Raw genomic sequence first — 22430 nt, forward strand, 5'->3', positions numbered from 1 at the left:
GCCCAGTCTAGAGCCGTGAGTGCTCGGGACAAGAGCCCCGCACCGTCGCAAAGAACTTCCTGACATCGCGCACGAACAGCTCCGGCTGCTCGAAGGCGGCGAAATGACCGCCCTTCTCCATCTCGCTCCAATGGGTGATGTTGTGGAAGTTCGGTTCCATCCAGCGCCGCACCGGCGTGATGATCTCCTTGGGGAACACCGCGACACCCGTCGGCACCTTCACCACCGGCGTCGTTCGCCGCCTGCCGAAGCTCTCCCAATAGAGACGCGCCGACGAGGTCGCCGTCTCCGTCGCCCAGTACAGCATGACGTTGTCGAGCAGCTCGTCCTTGCTGAAGATGTTTTCGGGATGGCCGTTGCAATCGGTCCAGGCCCAGAATTTTTCGAGGATCCAGGCCGCCTGCCCGCTCGGCGAATCCGTCAGGCCATAGCCGAGCGTCTGCGGCCGCGTCGACTGCTGCTTGGAGTAGCCGGAGTCGAGATCGACATAGTGCTTGAGGCCGGCGAGCGCGCGCTTCTCCTCCGCGGTCGGCTCGCCCTCGGTGCGCGGCGGCGCATTGAAGGACAGCGTGATGTGGATGCCGGCGCAATGCTCCACATCCTGCGCGCCGAGCGAGGTCGTCACCGCCGAGCCCCAGTCGCCGCCTTGCGCGCCATAGCGCGTATAGCTCAGCCGGTCCATCAGCTTCGCCCAGGTCGCCGCGATGCGGTCGACGCCCCAGCCGGTGGACTTCGGCTTGGCGGAGAAGCCGAAGCCGGGCAGCGAGGGACAGATCACGTGAAAGGCGTCGGCAGGATTGCCGTCATGCGCGGCAGGATCGACCAGCTGCGCGATCACCTTCTGGAATTCGACGATCGAGCCGGGCCAGCCATGGGTGATGATCAGCGGCAGCGCATTCGCTTCTCTCGAACGCACATGGATGAAGTGGATGTCGAGCCCGTCGATCTCGGTGGTGAACTGCGCGAAGCGATTGAGCTTTGCTTCGCGGGCGCGCCAGTCGTAACCATCAGCCCAGTAGGTGCAGATCTCCTGGATCCACTTCAGCGGCGCGCCCTGGCTCCAGTCGTCGACCAGCTCCGCCTCCGGCCAGCGCGTGCGCGCAAGGCGCCATTTGAGGTCAGCGAGGATGTCGTCGCTGATGGCGATGCGGAACGGTTTGATGGCGCCGGTCATCGTGCCTCCCCTGTCTTCTTATGGGGAGAGTAGACCGAACTGATGCCGCATCAAAGGTGCCCATCCTCCCCTGGAGGGGGAGGATCGGTTCGCATGGAGCGAAGCGGCATGCGAACCGAGGTGGGGTGACAGTCTCTCCACCGATGCGCTGCCCGAGTGGAGAGATCACCCCACCCCGCTCGCGCTGCGCGCGATCGACCACGGGCGAGCTACGCTCGTCCCGGACCCCTCGATGGGAGGGTAAGGACAGCACTAGCCCGACAGCGCGGCCTTCACCAAACCGCTGGCCTTGCCGAAGTCCATCTGTCCCGCGTATTTCGCGCGCAACACGGCGATCACCTTGCCCATGTCCTTCATGCCGGCAGCGCCGGTTTCAGCGATCGCGTCCGCGATCGCCTTCTTCACCTCGTCCTCGGACATCTGCTTCGGCAAGTAAGCCGAGATCACCTCGATCTCCTCGCGCTCCTGCTTGGCGAGCTCGGCGCGGCCGCCCTTGTCGTAGAGCTCGACCGCTTCCTGGCGCTGCTTGATCATCTTCTGGAGCACCGCGAGCAGATCGGCATCCGACAGCGGCGGCTTGCCCTGCCCGCGCGCGTCGATGTCGGCGTTCTTGATGGTCGAGTTGACCATGCGCAGCGTGGACAGCTTGCGCTCGTCCTTGGCCTTCATGGCCTCCTTGACCGCATTGTTGATGTCGTCGCGCAGCATGATCGTGATCCCTTCGAATATATGACGCCTGATCTAGGCCGTTTGCGGCCTCCACACAACCTAGCTCGCGAGCCATTCGGTGAGCGCACGCACTGTCGCTTCCGGCTGTTCCGGTTGCGGCAGGTGCCCGCAGCGATCGAGGATCACGAGCCGTGCGCCGGCAATGCTCTCCGCCATCTCCTTCGAGAACGCGTTGGGGATCGTGTTGTCTGCGTCGCCCGTCAGCACCAATGTCGGACACTTGATGGCTGCAAGGGTCGGGCGCGAATCCACCCGCGCGATGATCGCGGTCTGCTGCCGCAGGTAGCCTTCGACGCCGACATCCTCATCCTGCGCATGTATGAGCTTGAGAATATCGGCATCATCGCGCCGCGACGGATGCACGAGCTCCGGAAAGCTCTCCTCGCGGATGGCGCGAAGCTCGCCGCGCCTGGCGCGCTCCATCAGGCCGCGGCGGCGCGCGATCGCCTCCGGCGTGTCGGGGCGTGCCTGAGTGTTGATCAGCGCCAGCCTTGCCACCCGCCCGGGCGCCTGGCGCATGATCTCGAGGGCGATGTAGCCGCCCATGGAATGGCCGGCGAGCGCGAAGCGCGGCGGCGCCTCGCTCAGCACCCTGGCGGCGATCGCCGCCATGCTGTCGTCGCGGATATGGTTGGCAATCATCACCGGGCCGAGCCGCCACAGAGCGGGGAGAACCGGGGCGTAGATCCGAGCCGAGGAGGCCAGCCCCGGAACCAGCAAAAGCGGGGTGGTCTGGTCCATTATTGCCTCGCAAGCCCCTCAAATTGCCGGAAATTGTGCGGCCGAGCTTAAGTGGCCGAGACGAGCTGTCAAATATGCAAAAACGCATGTGAATCGGCCCTCTCCCGCTTTGACGGGCGCGTGCAGGGGGCTTATGAAGCGGGCTCATGACACAACATGACAATGATCCCGCTTGGCCGGACCACAAACCGACCGCGCTCCTCGTGCTTGCCGATGGCACGGTGCTCGAAGGCTTTGGTCTCGGCGCCGAAGGCCATGCCGTCGGTGAGGTCTGCTTCAACACCGCGATGACCGGTTATGAGGAGATCCTCACCGATCCCTCCTATGCCGGCCAGCTCATCACCTTCACCTTCCCGCATATCGGCAATGTCGGTACCAACGAGGAAGACATCGAGACGGTGAACATGGCCGCGACGCCCGGCGCGCGCGGCGTGATCCTGCGTACCGCGATCACCGATCCCTCGAACTACCGCGCCACCAAGCATCTCGACGCTTGGCTGAAGGCGCGCGGCATCATCGGCCTCTCCGGCATCGACACCCGTGCCCTGACCGCGCTGATCCGCAGCAAGGGCATGCCCAATGCCGTGATCGCGCACTCCAAGACCGGCGAGTTCGACCTGCACGGTCTCAAGGAAGAAGCGCGCGAATGGCCCGGCCTCGAGGGCATGGACCTCGTGCCGATGGTCACGAGCGGCCAGCGCTTCACCTGGGACGAGACGCCGTGGCTGTGGGACAAGGGCTTTGGCCGGCAGGAGAAGCCCGAGTTCAACGTCGTCGCCATCGACTACGGCATCAAGCGCAACATCTTGCGCCTGCTCGCCGGTGTCGGCTGCAAGGTGACGGTGGTGCCGGCGACGACCTCGTCCGAAGACATCCTGGCGATGAAGCCGGACGGCGTGTTCCTGTCCAACGGCCCGGGCGATCCGGCCGCGACCGGCAAGTACGCGGTGCCTGTCATCCAGGACGTGATCAAGTCGGGCACGCCGACCTTCGGCATCTGCCTCGGCCACCAGATGCTCGGCCTCGCTGTCGGTGCGAAAACCAAGAAGATGCATCAGGGCCATCACGGCGCCAATCATCCGGTGAAGGACGAGACCACCGGCAAGGTCGAGATCACCTCGATGAACCACGGCTTTGCCGTGGACGAGAAGACCCTGCCGAAGGGCGCGACGCAAACCCACATCTCGCTGTTCGACGGCTCCAATTGCGGCATCCAGCTCGACGGCAAGCCGGTGTTCTCGGTGCAGTACCACCCCGAGGCCTCACCGGGTCCGCGCGACTCGCACTATCTGTTCCAGCGCTTTGCCGATCTGATGCGGCAGAAGAAGAGCGCGTAAGGCCAAAATCGCCGGCGGATGACTCCGCCGGCTCCGTCACGGACGCATGAACATGAAGTCCGTGTCGGGATCGCAGTTCTCGGCGACGAAGCGCAGCTCCGCCTGGATGTCGGCGACCGACCTCGTCTCCAGATATTTCGAAATCACCAGACTCAGCAAGGCGCGGCAAACGGCTTCGTACCCGAGGCCGGCCGTCTCAGCTTCATCGATGGCCGCCGAGAAATGACGCTGCGCAACGTCGGATGCGTACATGGCGTTCCCTCTCTTTCGCTTTGACTTGCGTGCCCGCCAATGGCCGCCTGCGCCTTGATCTTCGTCAAGCCGGGGTATGGACTGGTGTCAGGAACCAAGCGACCCGCGCCGTCTTGATTCCTAGTCTATCGCTACCCGGAGTCCTGCCATGTCCGTCGTCCGCGACAAGACCGAGCCGCTCGCTATCGTGTTCGAGGATGACGGGCTCGTGCCGAACAACATCCTTCCGTTCCTGGTCTACCAGGGTGCGGTGAAGCTCGATCCGGAGCGGCCCGAAGAGACCGTCGAAAACCTGTTCGAGGAGAACGGATGGGGCGGGACGTGGCGCAACGGCGTCTACGACTATCTGCACTATCATGCGACGGTGCACGAGGTGCTGGGCGTGGCGCGCGGCAGTGCCCGCGTCCGATTCGGCGGCGACCATGGCCAGGAGCTGGAGATCAAGGCCGGTGATGTCGCGATCCTGCCCGCCGGCACGGGGCATCAGTGCATCACGGCGAGCGATGATTTCTGCGTCATCGGCGCCTACCCGCCCGGCGCGAAGATGCAGATCACGCGGGCAACGCCGGAGAACCATGCGAAAGCACTGAAGACGATTCCAGACGTCGCACTGCCGCCGGCCGATCCCGTGACGGGGAAGGATGGGGCGTTGATGCGGTTGTGGGGGTAGCTACGCGTGCAGTGCCGTAGGGTGGGTTAGCCGAAGGCGTAACCCACCACCGTCTATCTCCGAGGAAACAGAAGAGGTGGGTTACGCTACGCTAACCCACCCTACGGCAGCTACAGCAGCGCGCCTACGCCGCGTTGCTGCCTTCCTGCCGGGTCGCCTCGAACAGGAACCAGGTGCGCCGCTCGGTCTCGTCGATGAAGATTTCCAGGATGCTGGCGCTGGCGACGTCGCCGGCCTCGTCACAGACGTCGTGCGCCTTGCGCATCGCGGCTGCGACGTGCTTGTTGTCCTGCATCAGCTCGCGCAGCATCTCGCGCGGCGGGACGTAGTCCTCGTTGTTATCCTTGATGGTCTGGAGCTTCGCGACCTGGCCGATCGACTTCAGCGTGGTGCCGCCGATCTTGCGGACGCGCTCGGCGAGCTGGTCGGTGGTGGCGAAGATCTGATCCGACTGCTCGTCGAGCAGCAGATGGTAGTCCCGGAAGTGCCGGCCGCTGACGTGCCAGTGGAAATTCTTGGTCTTCAGATACAGTGCGAACGCATCGGCCAGAAGCACGTTCAGTTGCTCCGAGACCTTCTTGACCCCGTCGGGCGACAGATCGGTGGGGGTGTCGAGATCGGGCGAGACCTTGTTGTTGGTTTTGCTCACGGGAAACCTTCCTGTTAGGACGCGGACATTGACGGCGCGCCGTCGCACCCCTAACGCAAGGCGGGCAGCGCCGGTTCCTCGACAGGAACCGTTTGGGACCCGCGGATACCATGGACGATTGGATCGATTATTACGACTCGACGCATACGATCTATGTCAGCAAGCTGCATCGCGACTTGCACTTCCAGATCATTGCGCGGGACATCATCGGCTACATCACCTCGCCCGAGGCGACTGTGCTCGATTACGCCTGTGGCGAAGCGCTGTCGGCGAACCAGGTGGCGGCCGCCTGCGGCAAGCTGATCCTGGCCGAACCGGCGCCGGGCGTGCGCGGCCGGCTGATCGCGCGGTTTGCCCCCAACACCAAGATCCGCGTCCGCTCGCTCGACGACGTCCGCAAGATGCAGGACCAGTCCGTCGACCTCGTGGTGATGAACTCGGTCGCGCAATACATGACGGGCGAGGAGCTCGATGCCGCGCTGCTCAATATCCGGCGATTGCTGACTCCCTCGGGAAAGCTGGTGCTCGGCGACATCCTTCAGCCCCAGGTCGGCATGTTCAGGGACGTGATGGCCCTGCTCGGCTTCGGTCTGCGTCACGGCTTCCTGAAGGACGCGCTGATCGGCCTGATCAGCACCGCGCTGTCGGATTACCGTCAGCTGCGCTCGAAGATCGGGCTGCAGCGCTACAGCGAGGACGAGATCACCGCGAAGCTGAAGGCCGCCGGCTTCGCAGTCCAGCGCGCTCACGCCAATATCGGCCACAATCGTTGGCGCATGACCTTCATCGCGCGGCCACCGCTGGTTCGTTAAGCATAACAATTAGTCGTTGTGGCTTGTCGCACTGCAATCAGTAAGGTTCGCGCCGGCCCGGTGGCGGAAGCGTCTACGCAAGGGCGGTGCAACGCTCTTCATCCTGGTTCAAATCCAGGCCGGGTCTCCAGCCTTCGCGGCTGACGCCGCTTCGGCTGGGCAAGCCCCATCGTGCGAAGGTTGCCTCGGCGAAGCCCGAAGGGCGAAGACGGGCGTGGCGCAGCCACGCTAGACCAGCAGGGGCGAAGCGTGTCCGGCGTAGCTGGAGCGAAGCGAAAGCGAAGACGGACTGACGGCAACGCGCGCCGGGGCAAATAGGCAGCCCACGCGCAACCGTCTCATTTTCGGTCAACCTCGACCAATTCGCACTCCGGCAGCAGCGGCAGCCGGTCGGCATCCTTGGCTGCGGAGCTGAGCACCGCATCGAGCAGGCCCGGGAAGCGCGCCTCCAGATCCTCACGTCGCAGCCGCATGAAGCGGTTGGTGCCCGCCACGCGGGTCTGCATCAGGCCGCAGTCGCGCAGCTTGGCGAAGTGATAGGCGAGGTTCGACTTGCCGCTCAGCGCGCTGAAATCGCTGCAGCGGAGTTCACTGCTGACACGTTCCTGCTGGGCCAGCTGGTAGACGATCGCCAGACGGATCGGATCGCTCAGGCAATCCAGAACCATCGGCAGCTCGATCTGCTCGCGGGTGGGATGGTGCGGCGTGCGGCTCATGATCCCGGAATCATAGCGATGCGTCCGCAATGTTCAATAGTTCTTGAACCAATTGACAGTGAAACCGCTTCGTTCGATAGTTCAATAAACATTGAACATAGGATTGTTTGCAATGAGCGTCTTCTGGCTGGCCCTGGGGGCCTTTGCGATCGGCACCGAAGGGTTTGTGATTGCTGGGCTTTTGCCTGCGATTGCGGGCGACCTGTCGATTTCGGTCTCGGCCGCCGGGCAATTGGTCACCGCCTACGCCCTCACCTATGCCGTAGGCTCGCCGGTCCTGGCGGTGGCGCTGAACAATGTCGATCGCCGCACCGTGCTGGCTCTGGCGCTGGCGACCTTCATCGCCGGAAATATCGCGGCTATGGTGGCCTCCAACTACGCCCTGCTGCTGGCCTCGCGGATGCTGATGGCGCTGGGCTCCGGCCTGTGCATGCCGACCGCGCTCGCGGTGTCGGTCGCCGTCGCCTCGCCTGAAAGGCGCGGCCGTGCAGTGGCGCTGGTCACCTCCGGACTCACCGTTGCGACCGTCATCGGCGTTCCCCTCGGCAATCTCGTCGGCAGTCTTTTTGGCTGGCGCGCGACCTTCGCCATGGTCGCGCTGATCGGCGCTGTCGCGCTTGCCGGGCTGCTGCTCGGCCTGCCCCGCGGCCTGCCGCGCAACACCGCTTCGCTCAGCGACCGGCTGGCGGTGGCGCGTCACAGCAACGTCCTGATCGCGCTGCTGATCACCATTCTCTGGGCGCTCGGCGGCTTCACCGTGTTCACCTATTTCGCGATTCCCTTGCGCGGCCTCGGCTTCGATGCCTCGCAGATCAGCCTGGCGCTGCTGGTGTTTGGCGGCGCGGCCGCGATCGGGAACATGCTCGGCGGCGCCCTGGCCGACCGGCTCGGCACGCCGACCACCGCCGCGCTCGGGCTCGCCGGCATGGCGAGCGCCCTGATCCTGCATTCGCTGGTGCTCAAATTGATGCCCGGACAGGCGCATTATGCCGTGCTGGCCACGATCTTCCTCTGGGGCATCTCGGGGTGGGCGTTTTATCCGGCCCAGATCGCCAGCATCATCCGGATCGAGCCGCAGGCCTCGATGATCGCGCTCTCGCTCAACGCCTCCTCGATGTATCTCGGCTTCGCCATTGGCGGGGCCCTCGGCGGCGCGGTGCTCGCCGCCCTGTCGCCGACGGACCTCGGCTGGATCGGCGGATCGAGCGTTGCGGCCTCGCTGCTGGTGCACCTCGCCCGTGGCTGGCAGGCCCGGCCAAAACCCGTCAAAATTGCCGGTTGATGGGTGTTTTTCGGGGTTTCGCCGCCCCGAAAACTGGTCTAAGACCCACCCGCGCGCGAGGGAGACCCCCGCGCTCTCGCTCAAGGGACGCGCGGCAAGCGCGCCCTTTTTTTGTGCCCAAATTCCAGCCCGCGAGCGGTGATGCCTAAACGAACCGACATCTCGACCATCCTGATCATCGGCGCCGGCCCCATCGTGATCGGCCAGGCCTGCGAGTTCGACTATTCGGGCACGCAAGCGGTGAAGACGCTGAAGGAGGAGGGCTACCGCATCGTCCTCGTCAATTCCAACCCGGCCACGATCATGACCGACCCGGAATTGGCCGATGCGACCTATATCGAGCCGATCACGCCGGAGATCGTCGCCAAGATCATCGAGAAGGAACGTCACGTCATTCCCGGCGGCTTCGCGCTGCTGCCGACCATGGGCGGCCAGACCGCGCTGAACTGCGCGCTGTCGCTGCGCCGGCAAGGCACGCTCGAAAAATTCGACGTCGAGATGATCGGCGCGACTGCCGATGCGATCGACAAGGCCGAGGATCGCCAGCTCTTCCGCGAAGCCATGACCAAGATCGGGCTCGAGACGCCGAAGTCGCGGCTCGCCAATGCGTCCGAGCTGAAGAAGTCATTCCGCGACAAATACCACGCCGAACGCGAGAAGCTGTCGGGCGCCGCGCTCGAAGAGCTCGACCGGCAATGGACCCTCGGCGAGAGCGACCGCCGCAAGCGCTATCAGGAATACGCTTTCGGCCAGGCCATGATGGCGCTGTCCGAGATCGGCCTGCCCGCGATCATCCGTCCCTCCTTCACCATGGGCGGCACCGGCGGCGGCATCGCCTACAACAAGGAAGAGTTTCTCGACATCATCGAGCGCGGCCTCGACGCGTCCCCGACCAACGAAGTCCTGATCGAGGAATCCGTCCTCGGCTGGAAAGAGTTCGAGATGGAGGTGGTGCGCGACAAGAAGGATAATTGCATCATCGTCTGCTCGATCGAGAATTTCGATCCGATGGGCGTGCACACCGGCGACTCCATCACGGTCGCGCCGGCGCTGACGCTGACGGACAAGGAATACCAGATCATGCGCGACGCCTCGCTGGCGGTGCTGCGCGAGATCGGCGTCGAGACCGGCGGCTCCAACGTGCAATTCGGCGTCAATCCGGAAGACGGCCGCATGGTCGTCATCGAGATGAACCCGCGCGTGTCGCGTTCGTCCGCGCTGGCCTCGAAGGCCACCGGCTTCCCGATCGCCAAGGTCGCGGCAAAACTCGCGATCGGTTACACGCTCGACGAGATCGCCAACGACATCACCGGCGGCGCGACGCCGGCCTCGTTCGAGCCGACGATCGATTACGTGGTGACCAAGATCCCCCGTTTCGCCTTTGAGAAATTCCCCGGCGCCTCCTCGACGCTGACGACCTCGATGAAGTCGGTCGGCGAAGTCATGGCGATCGGCCGCACCTTCCAGGAGAGCCTTCAGAAGGCGCTGCGCGGACTCGAGACCGGCCTCACCGGTCTCGACGAGATCGAGATCGAAGGTCTCGGCCGCGACGACGACAAGAACGCGATCCGCGCCGCGCTCGGCACGCCGACGCCGAACCGCATCCTTCAGGTCGCGCAGGCGATGCGGCTCGGCTGGTCGAACGAAGACATCTTCAATTCCTGCAAGATCGATCCGTGGTTCCTCGGCGAGATGCGCGGCATCGTCGACATGGAGGAGAAGGTCAGGAAGCACGGCCTGCCCGGCAATGCTTTCGGCATGCGCACGCTCAAGACCATGGGTTTCTCGGACGCGCGACTTGCGGTGCTCGCACAGACGACGGAGGCCGAGGTCACCGCGAAGCGCCACGCGCTCGGTGTCCGTCCGGTCTACAAGCGCATCGACACTTGCGCGGCTGAATTCGCTTCACCCACCGCCTACATGTACTCGACCTACGAGTCGCCGTTTGCAGGCAGCACCGCCGACGAGAGCACGCCGTCGGACAAGAAGAAGGTCATCATCCTCGGCGGCGGCCCGAACCGCATCGGCCAGGGCATCGAGTTCGACTATTGCTGCTGTCACGCCTGCTTCGCGCTGCATGATGCCGGCTACGAATCGATCATGGTCAACTGCAACCCGGAGACGGTGTCGACCGACTACGACACCGCCGACCGGCTCTATTTCGAGCCGCTCACCGCCGAAGACGTGCTGGAGATCATCGCGAAGGAGCGCTCGAACGGCACCCTGCACGGCGTGATCGTGCAGTTCGGCGGCCAGACCCCGCTGAAGCTGGCGCGTGCGTTGGAAGCCGCCGAAGTGCCGATCCTGGGCACCTCGCCCGATGCGATCGACCTCGCGGAAGACCGCGACCGCTTCAAGCGCGTGCTCGACAAGCTTCGCCTCAAGCAGCCGAAGAACGGCATCGCCTATTCGGTCGAGCAGGCGCGGCTCGTCTCCGCCGATCTCGGCCTGCCGCTGGTGGTGCGTCCGTCCTACGTGCTCGGCGGCCGCGCGATGCAGATCATCCGCGAGGAGAACCAGCTCAACGACTATCTGCTCGGCACGCTGCCGGAGCTGGTGCCCGCCGACGTCAAGGCGCGCTACCCGAACGACAAGACCGGGCAGATCAACACCGTGCTCGGCAAGAACCCGCTGCTGTTCGACCGCTACCTGTCGGATGCGACCGAGATCGACGTCGACTGCCTCTGCGACGGCAAGGACACCTTCATCGTCGGCATCATGGAGCACATCGAGGAAGCCGGCATCCATTCCGGCGATAGCGCTTGCTCGCTGCCGCCGCACTCGCTCGACACCAAGATGATCGCGGAGCTGGAGCGGCAGACGCGCGAGTTGGCGCTCGGCCTCGACGTCGTCGGCCTGATGAACGTGCAATACGCCATCAAGGACGGCGAGATCTACGTGCTGGAAGTCAATCCGCGCGCCTCGCGCACGGTGCCGTTCGTCGCCAAGGTGATCGGCACGCCGGTCGCCAAGATCGCCGCGCGAATCATGGCCGGCGAGAAGCTTGCCGACTTCAACTTGAAGAAGGCCGATCTCAAGCATGTCGGCGTCAAGGAATCGGTGTTTCCGTTCGCGCGCTTCCCGGGCGTCGACACGGTGCTCGGCCCCGAGATGCGCTCGACCGGCGAGGTCATGGGCATCGACCGCTCGTTTGCAGTTGCTTTTGCCAAGAGCCAGCTCGGCGGCGGCACGCGGGTGCCGCGCAAGGGCACCGTGTTCGTCTCGGTGCGCGAAAGCGACAAGGTCCGTATCGCCGAGGCCGTACGCCAGCTGCATTCGCTTGGCTTCAAGGTGCTGGCGACCTCGGGCACGGCGCGCTTCCTGACCGACCAGGGCATCCCGGCCGAGAAGGTGAACAAGGTGCTGGAGGGCCGACCGCATATCGTCGACGCCATCACCAACGGCGACGTCCAGCTCGTCCTCAACACCACGGAAGGCCCGCAGGCGCTCGCCGACAGCCGTTCGCTGCGGCGCGCGGCCCTCTTGCATAAAGTGCCGTATTACACCACTCTTTCCGGGGCCGTGGCGGCCGCGCAGGGCATCCGCGCCTATCTGGGCGGGGACCTTGAGGTTCGTACCCTGCAGAGCTACTTTTCGGAAACCTGATCGCAAGCGGCGGTGAACCCGCCGCTAAGTGATTGGCAATGAAGCTACAATGGCCGGAGGAACTGTCCGGCCATGTGGTTGTTCTGTTCCGGCGCCAGACCCACATAACGTTCCGGTGGCGGCGTGTTCAGCCCCGGAGATATCGACGAATCAAGGTTGCCGCGCCCCTCTGTCTGGTGGGGCGCGCCGGCCGAAGGACGAGAGAAGAGATGGAAAAGGTTCCGATGACCCAGGCCGGCTTTGTCGCGCTCGGGGAAGAATTGAAGAAGCGCCAGTCGGAGGACCGTCCGCGGATCATCGAGCATATCGCCGAGGCGCGCTCGCACGGAGACCTGTCGGAAAACGCGGAATATCATGCCGCGAAGGAAGAGCAGTCCCACAATGAGGGCCGCATCGCCGAGCTCGAGGACAAGCTCGCGCGCGCCGACATCATCGACATCTCGAAACTGTCCGGCGACACCATCAAGTTCGGCGCCACCGTGACGCTGGTCGACGAGGACACCGAGAAGAAGACGGTGTGGCAGATCGTCGGCGAGGTCGAGGCCGACGCCAAGAAGGGCCGCATCTCCATCACCTCGCCGCTCGCGCGCGCGCTGATCGGCAAGAAGAAGGGCTCGACCGTCGAGGTCAACGCCCCCGGCGGCGCCAAGGCGTATGAGATCACCAAGGTGGAGTGGCGGTAAGTCTTTGCCGCTGCACTGAGACGATTTAAAAAGGCCGCGCGATGCGCGGCCTTTTTGTTTCTGCGGGTTGCTTGCGCGTGACGCGAAGCACATTGTCGCTGCTCGTCATTGCGAGCGCAGCTCTCGTGTCCCGGACGCGCTGCAACGCCCTTCGCGTTGCTGCGCAGAGCCGGGACCCAGAAAGCGACACGGGAAAGCGCGGCGAGATGGGCCCCGGCTCTGCAGCGCACCGCACCGGACGATGCTTCGCATCGCCGGGGGCGCTGCGCTGCGTCCGGGGCACGAGACCGGAAACTTATCGTCGTCCCTTCACCTCGAGAGGCACAGCCGCCTCGTATTTCGAATTATGCAGCACCAGCGACGTACGCACGTTGCGCACGTGCGGCGCGGCGGTCAGGTGCGTCACGAAATCCTGGAAGGTCGCCATGTCGGGCGCGACGCATTTCAGGATGAAATCGACCTCGCCCGACAGCATCCAGCATTCCCGCACCAGGGGCTCGGCGCGGACGAACTCCTCGAAGGCGCGCAGATCCGCCTCGGCCTGGCTGGACAGATGCACGGCGGCGAACACCGTGACGTCGAAACCGAGCTTTCGCGCGTCCAGCAGGCCGCGATAGCCGTGGATATAGCCCTCTTCCTCCAGCGCCCGGACCCGGCGCAGGCAGGGCGGCGGCGAGATGCCGACGCGCTTGGCCAGCTCGACATTGGTGATTCGCCCGTCGGCCTGAATCTCGGTGAGAATTTTCAGGTCGATCTCGTCTAGGCTCCGCGACACGTGATTGGAACTCCTGGCCTTTGCGGCGGTATTGGGTGGGTCTGTCGCAATCCTCATAGCCCAGTCCGCACGGTTAGCGCAATTTTATTGCGCGTGCAGCGCAATCGACTTTTGTTCCCTGTTGGAAAAATCCGCCGATAGGGAATGCAATTCTTGCATAGCTCACCAGAAGGCTTAGATTAGCTCTGATATTTCAGCGCCTCCGCGAGGCCTCCTGGCTTCTTCCGCGCCCGCGCTGCAAATCCCCCGTGAAAGGCGTCCATCGAAATGTCCGCTCCTGTTCATGCAAAGGTCGTCATTATTGGCTCCGGCCCCGCCGGCTATACCGCCGCGATCTACGCCGCGCGCGCGATGCTCGAGCCGATCCTGATCCAGGGCATCCAGCCGGGCGGCCAGCTCACCATCACCACCGACGTCGAGAACTATCCGGGCTTCGCCGACGTGATCCAGGGCCCCTGGCTGATGGAGCAGATGGAGAAGCAGGCGATCCATGTCGGCACCAGGATCGTCACCGACCTGGTCGTCAAGCTGGAGACGGCGCACCGGCCGTTCCGCCTCACCTGCGACAGCGGCGACGTCTATCTCGCCGACGCCGTCATCCTCGCCACCGGCGCGCAGGCGCGCTGGCTCGGTCTGCCGTCGGAAGTAAAATTCCAGGGCGGCGGCGTATCGGCCTGCGCCACCTGCGACGGCTTCTTCTACCGCAACAAGGAGGTCGTGGTGGTCGGCGGCGGCAATACCGCGGTCGAGGAGGCCCTGTACCTCACCAACCATGCCTCGCAGGTCACCATCGTGCATCGTCGCGATCACTTCCGCGCCGAGCGCATCCTGCAGGAACGCCTGTTCAAGCACCCGAAGATCAAAGTGATCTGGGACTCCGCCGTCGACGAGATCTGCGGCACCGAGAACCCGAACAAGGTCACCCATGTCCGCCTGAAGAACGTCAGGACCGGCGCGCTGACGGACGTGAAGACCGACGGCATCTTCATCGCCATCGGCCATGCTCCGGCGACCGAGCTGGTCAAGGACCAGGTCAAGCTCAAACCCTCGGGCTATGTCGAGGTCGCCCCGAACTCGACCGCCACGTCGGTGCCCGGCCTGTTCGCCGCCGGCGACGTCGCCGACGAAACCTATCGCCAGGCCGTGACGGCCGCAGGCCTCGGCTGCATGGCAGCGCTCGAGGCCGAACGTTTCTTGGCCCTGCGCGCCAGCGAGCGCGCAGCAGCGGAATAACGATCATGCCTCGAACACGCGACGGATTTACGGATATGGACTGGGACAAGCTGAAGGTGTTTCACGCGGCAGCGGAAGCGGGCAGCTTCACGCACGCGGGCGAGCAGCTCGGCCTGTCGCAATCGGCGGTTTCCCGCCAGGTCTCGGCGCTGGAGCAGGAGCTTTCGGTCTCGCTGTTCCACCGCCACGCCCGCGGCCTGATCCTCACCGAGCAGGGCGACCTGTTGTTCCGCACCGCGCATGACGTGTTCATGCAGCTGCAGGCGGCGCGCGCCAAGCTCACCGACAGCCGCGAGCGGCCGAGCGGCGATCTCAAGATCACCACCACGCCCGGCGTCGGCATCAACTGGCTGATCCCGCGGCTCGGCGAATTCACCGCGCTCTATCCGGAGATCCGGATCTCGCTGATCGTCACCGACGAGGAGCTCGACCTGTCGATGCGCGAGGCTGATGTCGCGATCCGCACCCGCAAGCCGACGCAGCCGGATCTGATCCAGCGCAAGCTGTTCGCGATGGGCTTCCACGCCTATTGCTCGCCGGAATACATCAAGCGCTTCGGCACGCCGCGCACGCTGGAGGAACTCGACTCCCACCGCATCATCACGCTCTCCGACGGCAACTTCGCGCCGCACCTGCAGAACCGCAACTGGCTGATCGAGGCCGGGCGCAACGGCTCCGGTCCGCGCGAGGCCTATTTCAAGGTCAACAACATCCTCGGCCTCGTGCGCGCCTGCGCGCAGGGTCTCGGCATCGCGGCGCTGCCCGACTATCTGGTCGAGGAGCAGAGCAAGCTTGTGCAACTGTTTGGCGAATCGGATTCGATCCAGCTCGACACCTATTTCGTCTATCCTGAGGAGTTGAAGACGGTTGCGCGCGTGCAGGTGTTCCGCGACTTCGTGGTGAGCAAGGCGCAGCGCTGGCCGTCCTGATTTCCGCATGTCTGACATGCGGCCTCGGCTGTTGCTGCAGGGCGCTCGTCAAGCCCATACTGTTTGCACGCTGAGCCTTCGCGTTGCGCATTTGTCCCCCTCCTCCAGTGGCGCGGGAGTTCAGTAATCCCTCTTGGAAGGTGATTGTGTCGGCCTCACGTGGCCAATACCTAAGCCGGGCCCTCGGGTCCGGCTTTTTTTCTGCCGAAAACGGCTTTCGCCCTCCGCGTGTATTGACAGTTTTCGGCGTCCCCCGCATCATTTGCCAATGATCACGAAGTCGTGCGCACTCGTTTCGAAAAAAGGCCCCCATCCGGGGACCTCGGAATGTTGCGCGCGCTAGGCTGACTTCGTCATCGCGAGCTAAATCCCGAAAACCCCGCCCACCTGGACGGGGTTTTTTCATGTGCCCTCCGTCTCAGGTTTTTTCCCGAGAAGGAGATGGAACATGACTGGACTACGCGAACATTTGCACGGGCTCTGGCTGCCGCTGGTGACGCCGTTCCAAAGCGGCAAGCTCGACGAGACCTCGCTGCGGCGGCTGACCCGGCATTACGCCGGACAGGCCGTCGACGGCTTCATCCTGGGGGCGACCTCCGGCGAAGGCATGACGCTACGCGAGGGCGAGCTCGAGCGCCTCGTCGCGATTGTCCGTGATGAGATGGCATCCGGCCGCCGCACCTTGCCGATCTGCCTCGGGCTGTCGGGCGCCGACACCGCGCGGCTGCAGGACCGCCTCGATGAAACAGCGGACTGGCCGATCGAGGGCTATCTGATCGCGAGCCCGTATTACGTGCGGCCGTCGCAGCGCGGGCTGCTGGCGCATTTCGAGACGCTCGCCGACCACGCGGCGTGGCCGATCGCGCTCTACAACATTCCCTATCGCTGCGCGGTCAACATCACCAACCAGACCATGCTGCGCCTTGCCGAGCATCCCAACATCGTCGGTCTCAAGGATTGCGGCGCCAGCCGCGAGCAATCGATCGCACTGCTGCGCGACCGCCCGAAGAATTTCCGCGTGCTCACCGGCGAGGATGCGAATTATCTCGAGGCGCTCACCGACGGCGCCGATGGCGGCATCGTGCTGTCCGCGCATGTCGAGACCGCGACATTCGCCGCCGTGTACACGGAGGCGAAGCGCGGCAACCACGACGCAGCGCAGGCACGCTGGAATGAGGTCGCCGAGCTGACGCGGCTGCTGTTCACCGAGCCGAGTCCTGCGCCGGCCAAGTATTGGCTGTGGCGCAGCGGCCTGATCGACAGCCCCGAAGTGCGCCTGCCGATGGTGGAAGTGAGCAGCGAGCTCGCCGCGACGATCGATCGCGAGATCGAGCGACGGATGAAAGTCGCGGCGTAGCTCGCTTACCCTCCCTGGAGGGGGAGGGTCGATCGCGCGCAGCGCGAGCGGGGTGGGGTGATCTCTCAACACGAGCAGTGTCCCAGGCGGAGAGACCGTCACCCCACCCCGCTCCACATTCCGCTTCGCTTCATGTGGAGCGACCCTCCCCCTCCAGGGGAGGGTCAGAAGCCCGCGTGGTTAACAGCCAACGAACACGCTTCGCAGCTGCCGCATGGGGCATCCACGTCTCGTTTACGAGACCGCGCCTATCGTTCTCGCCAAAATCTACCGAAGGGGGAATGACCATGGGGCATCGCACCCGGCCTACGGCCGCGCAGCAATTCGCGCCCGCCGATCTCATGCAGGGAATTCTCGTCGTCTCGTCGTTCGGGTTCTGGGCGGTGGTGCTCGGCCTGATGCCGGTGCTGGTGTTTCGGGTCTGGCTCGCCTGAGACGGCGACGCGCGGGATGGTTAAACGGCCGTCACAAATGCGCTCAAAATACGAGCGGGCTCGCAAGCCGGAATCTTAAAACATCCCGCGTAGCAGTGATGCCCATAAGCGAAGAAATCGCGGGGGCGTTTGTGAATAGTCATAATGAAATGGCGTCGCATTTCGGCGCCGGACAGGAGAGCCTGTCCACCGAGGAGAGCTTCACCACCGAAGACATCCTCTGGGCCGTCGGCATCTGGTCGGTGATCCTGACCCTGTCGCCGGTCATCGTGTTCTACATGCTGATGGTGGCTTGATCTTCATCTCGAGATTCCGGGTCTGGCGCTTGCGCGCCATCCCGGAATGACAGTGAAGCCCGGAAACGCAAAACGCGCGGACCGTCCCGCGCGTTTTCCGTCCGGGGAATGATTTATGAAAATTATGCCGCCTGCTTGTGCATTGCGCCGGATGCCGACGCCGTGCCGCGAATGGCCTTGACCGAACGCTCGATCGCCGCCCACAGCCTTGCAATTTCCTGAGCCGCGCGGCTCTCGGCCTGATACTCGCGCGCGCCTTCGCCGTGGCTGAGCGCCATCAACAAATCCGAACGATTGGTGATCTGACCGCCCCACACCGGAGCGCGGAATTTCGCCAGCGCCTCGCGGGCGATGGTGACGATCGGGCTTTCGGCCTCGTCGCGCTTGGCCGGCGCACCGTTGAGCACGACCGCGTAGGGCTTGCGCGCCGCGCGGCACATCTGGATGGTTTCCTGCACCGCGTTGACGTCGAACACGCCGGGACGTGCGGGGATGACCACCATGGTGGCATTCTTGATGGCGTCGTCGACGACGGCCGAGAGGTTCGGCGGCGTGTCGATCAACACCCATTCATAACCGTCGCGCTTGGCAGCGGAGACGATGCCGCTGACCGAATTCACGGCGGCCTTGATCGGCGGCTCGTTGGTGCCGCGCAGCTTGTGCCACAGCGTCAGCGAGCCCTGTGGATCCGCGTCCACGAGCATCACCTGCTTGCTCGCCTTGATCTGCGCGGCGAGATGTGCAGCCAGGGTACTCTTGCCCGAGCCGCCTTTACGCGATGCAAAAACAATAACGTTCATACCCTTGGCCTCCAGATTGACCCCAGGCCGCGAAAATGAATCAGCGCGCTGATTCGTGAAAGAAAAATTTACCGGGAGTTGCGTCGCCGCCACGAAATAACAGGTCGTGTTGGCTTTTGAGTCACACTGCTGCACGCGACGCGACACAAACCGCAATGAATCGCGCTTGAAGCGAGCATATGTGCGTTTCCTAGGCAGCGCGGCGGCAAAACCGAATGCAACCTTGCCGCGCAAACCGTTTAGTGGCCCTTTTCCATCGCATGTGCCGGTAATCGCCGCAGGTCTGCGCGCGACAACCGCGAACAAAACGAGTCCGGCGCTGTCGCAGGGCTGACGCCGCAATCATCTGGTTCGAGGATCGAAGAAACCGCTTCGCGCCTCCCGCGACCGAAGGACGGCGCCGGACATGCAAATGCCCGGGCATTGACGCGCTTTGCGCTTGGCCCGGGCATCAGGTGGTTTCAGACAAGGAACGCGCGGGTGGCGCGCTCAGCCTTCGTCGGTCTTCTTTTTCTTGCTCGCCTTCGCCGCCGGCTTGGTGCTCTTCTTCGCCGACGATGCGCTCCTTGACGTAGCCTTGGGCGCGATGTTGGTCGGCCTGCCGGCGCGGGCCGCGCCGGGCTCGGGGCCCTGGCGGAAGAACACCCTGCACTGCGGCGACAGCTGCGCCTTCTTCTGGATCATGCAGGCGGTAATGGCATCGACGTTCGGAACGAACTCGCCGCACAGCCGCATCGCATCCGGCGTGCAGGCCTGCTGCTGCTCCGGTGTGTAGGCAAAGCCTGCACCCGGCTGGACCAGCACGGCCAGGGCGACCCCGGCCATTGCAGCAAGAACGGATTTCCCAGAGTGAAACGCCGGCATCGATCCCCCCAATGTCTGACCGGGGCGGAGTGTGGGTGAACCGCGGTTCGTTGGCAACGTGGGGGAGTGCGAAAGGCGGGAGTTGTGCGGTCTCGGCAACAGGGCGGCGAAGGTGCCGCGGCTGACAGGGTCCGCCACCACCTCCGCTGTCGTCACCCGGCTTGACCGGGTGACCCAGTATTCCAGAGGCGGTTGTGATTGAGCCGAGGGGCCGCAGCGTACTGGATCCCCCGCTTTCGCGGAGGATGACAGTTGTGGGTGGGGAGAGACCGGGGTTCACAGCTAACCCCTTGGCGGGACTAACGAGATCGGTTCGCGCCGCTGGCCCCGGCATCCTCAAAACAAAAACTGCGAAAACAACCCCATGCACAGTAGCCGGGCCTTGATGCGTTTGCGGATTTTACGAAACCGTTTTGACACGTCGGGCAAAACAGGGGCATAATGCCAGCATCGAAAATTGCGTGGGGTGGTCGGCCGATCCCCGTGAGGTCGAGGGGCGCATGGCCACCATCCTGATCGTCGCACCGGTGTTCGCCCTGATCGCGGCGGGCTATGCCGCGGTGCTGTTTCGCTTCGTCTCCGAGACCGCGCACAAGGGCATCTCCGAGTTCGCCTTCAGCATCGCGATCCCTACCCTCTTGTTCCGCACCATCGTCGTGTCGGAATTCCCCGACGTCAGCCCCTGGCGGATGTGGGGCAGCTATTACGGCGCGCTCGCGCTGACCTGGATCGCGGCGCTGATGCTCTCGGCGCTCTTGCGCGCGCGGCGCGAGGACCGCGAGGACGGCGTCGTGTTCGCGATCGGCTCGGTCTACGGCAACATCGTGATGCTCGGCATTCCGCTCGTGATCTCGGCGCTCGGCAACGAGGGCGCAGGCCCCATGGCGCTGATCCTGTCGGTGAACACGCCGCTGCTCTGGCTCTGCGGCATTTTGCAGATGGAGCTCGTCAGCCAAAAGCGGACCGGCTCGCCGCTGTCGATCATCTGGCCGGTGCTCGCCGATCTCTCGCGTAATCCGCTGATGCTGGGAATAGGTTTCGGCGTGGTCTGGCGTTTTACGGGCCTCGGCCTCAACCCCGTCGTCGACCGGACGATCGAGCTGCTGGCGCAGGCGGGCTCGCCGGCCGCGTTGATCGCACTCGGCATCAACCTGTTCCGCTTCGAGGTGAAGGGCGAGAAGCTGAGCATCCTTGTGCTGTGCGCACTCAAGCTGCTGGCGATGCCGGCGGCCGCGTTCGTGCTGGCGAAGCTGCTGGGCCTGCCGCCGAATGCTGCCGGCGTGATCGTGCTGTTCGCGGCGATGCCGACCGGCGCCAACGCCTACATCTTCGCGGTGCAGTATCAGCGGCTGGTGAACCCCGTATCGGGCGCGGTCGCGCTGGGCACGCTGCTGGCGGCGGTGACGTTGCCGGTGGTGGTGATGATCGTGGCGGGGGCGAGGTAGCGGCGCCTGACGATTGCCGAAACCGCTATTCAACACCCTGGCCCGCGCGCCAGGCCATCTCCCAAAAGTCTGCCTCGAGGCGGGTGGCTTCCTTGAAGATCGCAATCAGCTCAGCCTCGCGGGCCGGCGTGGCGTAGAGATCAGCGAGATGCTCCAAGTGCGCCCGCGCCTTGGCAGCGACCTCCTGGTACGGCACGCCGGCGTACTCGGCGATCCAGACGCGGTAGGCGTTGGTCGCAGCGTCCGCTTGTGGGCGCGAGGCGAGCCGCGTTGCGATCTCCGCGTACCCGATCACGCAGGGGGCAAGCGCCACCTTGAGTGCGAGCAGGTCGCCGCGCATTCCTGCGTCGAGCACGTAGCGTGTATAGGCCAGCATCTCGGCCGCCGGAGGGGCCTGTTCAAGGTCGGACGGGGACAGACCCCAACCGGCACAGAGCTTCACATGCAGGTTCATCTCGACATCGAGGATGGCCGAAAGGCCGGCCGCTGCTTCACGCATGTCGGCAAGCCTGGGCGACTTGTAGACCGCGAGCGCGTAGGCGCGGGCAAACTCGATGAGGAACAAATAGTCCTGAACGAGGTAGTGACGAAACGCCGCTTCGGGGAGCGAGCCGTCCGCCAATCCGTTCGTGAAGGGATGTTCGGTGTAGGCCCGCCACTCAACGGATGCTTCTGTCTTGAGGCGCTCGAAAAAACTCACGATCTTTTCCGCCTGGCTTGTTTTTCCATGAACGTCTTTGGATCGCTACCGATATCGCATTGCGAACCAAGGAGCTACGGTGACAGCGCACAAAACTGGCTTTGAGCGTTGCGGATGGGGGCACTCACCGCGTCGGGGGTTTGGTGCACTATCACCGTAATTCCTACATCTTCGCGGTCCAGTATCAGCGGCTGGTGAACCCGGTCTCGGGCGCGGTGGCTCTGGGCACGCTGCTGGCGGCGGTGACGCTGGCGGTGGCGGTAACGATCGTGGCGCGCTGAGCCCTCGCACCATCGTCCCGACGATTTTGCCTTTGCACGCAAAGGTCGCTATCCTGCCCTGATACGTGTTGCAGGGAGGGTGACATGGGACAGCGCGAAGAGATGCTCGCATTGATCAGGACCGCTTACGCCGCGCGCCGCGACGGCGACGTCGAGAGCTTGGTGGCAGCTTTTCATCCCGAGGGCGTGTTCACTTTGACGGGCGACAAAAGCGCCCTCGCACTGACAGGAAGCATGGAGGGACACCCGACCCTGCGTGCGGCTTTCGGTCAATTCATTGCCGACTTCGGCTTCGAAAGCCGCGAAATTCTGGCCGAGCTAGTCGACAGGGATCGTGTCGCAGTCCATTCCCGCGTTGTCGTTCGATACAATCCAAGCGGAAAAACTTTCAGCACCGAGATCCTGGACCTGTTCAGATTCCAGGATGGCAAGATCGCCGAGCTGATCGAGTTTGCGGATACGGCGCAGATCAAGGCCGCGATCTCCTGACGCGTGGTGAGATTGCGGCCGGCGTGATCGTGCTGTTCGCGACGATGCCGACCGGCGTGAACACCTACATCTTCGCGGACCAGCGGCTGGTGAAGCCGGTGTCGGGCGCGGTCGCGCAGGGGACGCTGCTGGCGGCAGTGACGTTGCCGGTGATGGTGCGAGGGTGAGGTAGGGTT

At 64.3% G+C, this 22430-nt stretch carries 25 protein-coding genes and 1 tRNA gene; 16 read left to right on the forward strand and 10 right to left on the reverse strand.

Features of this window, described 5'->3' with window-relative positions; all coding sequences use genetic code 11:
* Nucleotides 1-7 precede the first annotated feature (7 nt).
* The 3 genes from JQ603_RS19095 to JQ603_RS19105 all read right to left on the reverse strand — a co-directional run bounded on the left by JQ603_RS19095 (nt 8) and on the right by JQ603_RS19105 (nt 2644).
* A complete protein-coding gene (locus tag JQ603_RS19095; protein WP_212341709.1) occupies nt 8-1174 on the reverse strand; it encodes an epoxide hydrolase family protein in 1167 nt (388 codons plus the stop codon).
* A 252-nt stretch (nt 1175-1426) separates the two neighbouring features.
* Nucleotides 1427-1882 (reverse strand): GatB/YqeY domain-containing protein, encoded by a 456-nt coding sequence (locus tag JQ603_RS19100; RefSeq protein ID WP_018643800.1) that lies wholly within the window; start codon nt 1880-1882, stop codon nt 1427-1429.
* Nucleotides 1883-1942: 60 nt separating this feature from the next.
* A complete protein-coding gene (locus tag JQ603_RS19105) occupies nt 1943-2644 on the reverse strand; it encodes an alpha/beta fold hydrolase (protein WP_212341710.1) in 702 nt (233 codons plus the stop codon).
* A 146-nt stretch (nt 2645-2790) separates the two neighbouring features.
* Between JQ603_RS19105 and carA the strand changes: the two genes are divergently transcribed.
* Nucleotides 2791-3981: a glutamine-hydrolyzing carbamoyl-phosphate synthase small subunit gene (gene carA / locus JQ603_RS19110; protein ID WP_212341711.1), complete on the forward strand. Its 1191-nt coding sequence runs from the start codon at nt 2791-2793 to the stop codon at nt 3979-3981.
* 36 nt (nt 3982-4017) lie between these two features.
* Here carA and JQ603_RS19115 read toward each other — a convergent pair whose 3' ends face one another.
* On the reverse strand, nt 4018-4233 hold the full coding sequence (locus JQ603_RS19115) for a hypothetical protein (protein WP_212341712.1): 216 nt from the start codon (nt 4231-4233) through the stop codon (nt 4018-4020).
* Between the two features lie 148 nt (nt 4234-4381).
* Here JQ603_RS19115 and JQ603_RS19120 point away from each other — a divergent pair, with 148 nt between their 5' ends.
* On the forward strand, nt 4382-4903 hold the full coding sequence (locus tag JQ603_RS19120; protein WP_212341713.1) for a cupin domain-containing protein: 522 nt from the start codon (nt 4382-4384) through the stop codon (nt 4901-4903).
* Between the two features lie 124 nt (nt 4904-5027).
* On the opposite strand, the gene JQ603_RS19125 is transcribed toward JQ603_RS19120, so the two are convergent.
* On the reverse strand, nt 5028-5552 hold the full coding sequence (locus JQ603_RS19125; RefSeq protein WP_212341714.1) for a Dps family protein: 525 nt from the start codon (nt 5550-5552) through the stop codon (nt 5028-5030).
* 110 nt (nt 5553-5662) lie between these two features.
* Between JQ603_RS19125 and JQ603_RS19130 the strand changes: the two genes are divergently transcribed.
* Nucleotides 5663-6364: a class I SAM-dependent methyltransferase gene (locus JQ603_RS19130; RefSeq protein WP_212341715.1), complete on the forward strand. Its 702-nt coding sequence runs from the start codon at nt 5663-5665 to the stop codon at nt 6362-6364.
* 54 nt (nt 6365-6418) lie between these two features.
* Nucleotides 6419-6494, forward strand: a tRNA-OTHER gene (locus JQ603_RS19135).
* Between the two features lie 208 nt (nt 6495-6702).
* Here the strand turns inward: JQ603_RS19135 and JQ603_RS19140 are convergent.
* Nucleotides 6703-7080 (reverse strand): ArsR/SmtB family transcription factor, encoded by a 378-nt coding sequence (locus tag JQ603_RS19140; RefSeq protein ID WP_211413233.1) that lies wholly within the window; start codon nt 7078-7080, stop codon nt 6703-6705.
* 112 nt (nt 7081-7192) lie between these two features.
* Between JQ603_RS19140 and JQ603_RS19145 the strand changes: the two genes are divergently transcribed.
* The 3 genes from JQ603_RS19145 to greA all read left to right on the forward strand — a co-directional run bounded on the left by JQ603_RS19145 (nt 7193) and on the right by greA (nt 12651).
* Nucleotides 7193-8362 (forward strand): MFS transporter, encoded by a 1170-nt coding sequence (locus tag JQ603_RS19145; RefSeq protein ID WP_212341717.1) that lies wholly within the window; start codon nt 7193-7195, stop codon nt 8360-8362.
* A 141-nt stretch (nt 8363-8503) separates the two neighbouring features.
* Nucleotides 8504-11968 carry a carbamoyl-phosphate synthase large subunit gene (gene carB / locus JQ603_RS19150; protein WP_212341719.1) on the forward strand — a complete coding sequence of 1155 codons (3465 nt, stop codon included), beginning with the start codon at nt 8504-8506 and terminating at the stop codon, nt 11966-11968.
* Nucleotides 11969-12177: 209 nt separating this feature from the next.
* Complete coding sequence (gene greA / locus JQ603_RS19155; protein WP_018643807.1) at nt 12178-12651, forward strand: transcription elongation factor GreA; 474 nt, start codon at nt 12178-12180, stop codon at nt 12649-12651.
* Nucleotides 12652-12946: 295 nt separating this feature from the next.
* Here the strand turns inward: greA and JQ603_RS19160 are convergent, their stop codons facing one another.
* Complete coding sequence (locus JQ603_RS19160) at nt 12947-13426, reverse strand: Lrp/AsnC family transcriptional regulator (RefSeq protein WP_026312113.1); 480 nt, start codon at nt 13424-13426, stop codon at nt 12947-12949.
* A gap of 267 nt (nt 13427-13693) precedes the next feature.
* Here JQ603_RS19160 and trxB point away from each other — a divergent pair, with 267 nt between their 5' ends.
* The 5 genes from trxB to JQ603_RS19185 all read left to right on the forward strand — a co-directional run bounded on the left by trxB (nt 13694) and on the right by JQ603_RS19185 (nt 17675).
* Nucleotides 13694-14659 carry a thioredoxin-disulfide reductase gene (trxB, locus tag JQ603_RS19165; RefSeq protein ID WP_212341720.1) on the forward strand — a complete coding sequence of 322 codons (966 nt, stop codon included), beginning with the start codon at nt 13694-13696 and terminating at the stop codon, nt 14657-14659.
* Between the two features lie 5 nt (nt 14660-14664).
* Nucleotides 14665-15588, forward strand: coding sequence for a LysR family transcriptional regulator (locus JQ603_RS19170; RefSeq protein WP_025032176.1), 924 nt, complete (start codon nt 14665-14667; stop codon nt 15586-15588).
* Nucleotides 15589-16036: 448 nt separating this feature from the next.
* Nucleotides 16037-16945: a 4-hydroxy-tetrahydrodipicolinate synthase family protein gene (locus JQ603_RS19175; protein WP_212341721.1), complete on the forward strand. Its 909-nt coding sequence runs from the start codon at nt 16037-16039 to the stop codon at nt 16943-16945.
* A gap of 287 nt (nt 16946-17232) precedes the next feature.
* Entirely contained in the window at nt 17233-17379 is a 147-nt protein-coding gene (locus tag JQ603_RS19180; protein ID WP_212341722.1) for a hypothetical protein, read from the forward strand.
* Nucleotides 17380-17477: 98 nt separating this feature from the next.
* Nucleotides 17478-17675 (forward strand): hypothetical protein, encoded by a 198-nt coding sequence (locus JQ603_RS19185; protein ID WP_212341723.1) that lies wholly within the window; start codon nt 17478-17480, stop codon nt 17673-17675.
* 122 nt (nt 17676-17797) lie between these two features.
* Here the strand turns inward: JQ603_RS19185 and JQ603_RS19190 are convergent, their stop codons facing one another.
* Nucleotides 17798-18475: a ParA family protein gene (locus JQ603_RS19190; protein WP_025032179.1), complete on the reverse strand. Its 678-nt coding sequence runs from the start codon at nt 18473-18475 to the stop codon at nt 17798-17800.
* Between the two features lie 489 nt (nt 18476-18964).
* Nucleotides 18965-19339 (reverse strand): hypothetical protein, encoded by a 375-nt coding sequence (locus JQ603_RS19195; RefSeq protein ID WP_212341724.1) that lies wholly within the window; start codon nt 19337-19339, stop codon nt 18965-18967.
* A gap of 500 nt (nt 19340-19839) precedes the next feature.
* Between JQ603_RS19195 and JQ603_RS19200 the strand changes: the two genes are divergently transcribed.
* A complete protein-coding gene (locus tag JQ603_RS19200; RefSeq protein WP_212341725.1) occupies nt 19840-20784 on the forward strand; it encodes an AEC family transporter in 945 nt (314 codons plus the stop codon).
* A gap of 25 nt (nt 20785-20809) precedes the next feature.
* On the opposite strand, the gene tenA is transcribed toward JQ603_RS19200, so the two are convergent.
* Entirely contained in the window at nt 20810-21484 is a 675-nt protein-coding gene (gene tenA / locus JQ603_RS19205) for a thiaminase II (protein ID WP_212341727.1), read from the reverse strand.
* 143 nt (nt 21485-21627) lie between these two features.
* Between tenA and JQ603_RS19210 the strand changes: the two genes are divergently transcribed.
* From JQ603_RS19210 to JQ603_RS19220, 3 genes are all read left to right on the forward strand, one after another.
* Complete coding sequence (locus JQ603_RS19210; protein WP_245003724.1) at nt 21628-21765, forward strand: hypothetical protein; 138 nt, start codon at nt 21628-21630, stop codon at nt 21763-21765.
* 84 nt (nt 21766-21849) lie between these two features.
* Nucleotides 21850-22254 (forward strand): nuclear transport factor 2 family protein, encoded by a 405-nt coding sequence (locus JQ603_RS19215; protein ID WP_212341728.1) that lies wholly within the window; start codon nt 21850-21852, stop codon nt 22252-22254.
* 23 nt (nt 22255-22277) lie between these two features.
* Entirely contained in the window at nt 22278-22421 is a 144-nt protein-coding gene (locus JQ603_RS19220; protein WP_212341729.1) for a hypothetical protein, read from the forward strand.
* Nucleotides 22422-22430 lie beyond the last annotated feature (9 nt).

The sequence above is a fragment of the Bradyrhizobium liaoningense genome, from assembly GCF_018130825.1.
Lineage (GTDB): Bacteria > Pseudomonadota > Alphaproteobacteria > Rhizobiales > Xanthobacteraceae > Bradyrhizobium > Bradyrhizobium liaoningense_B.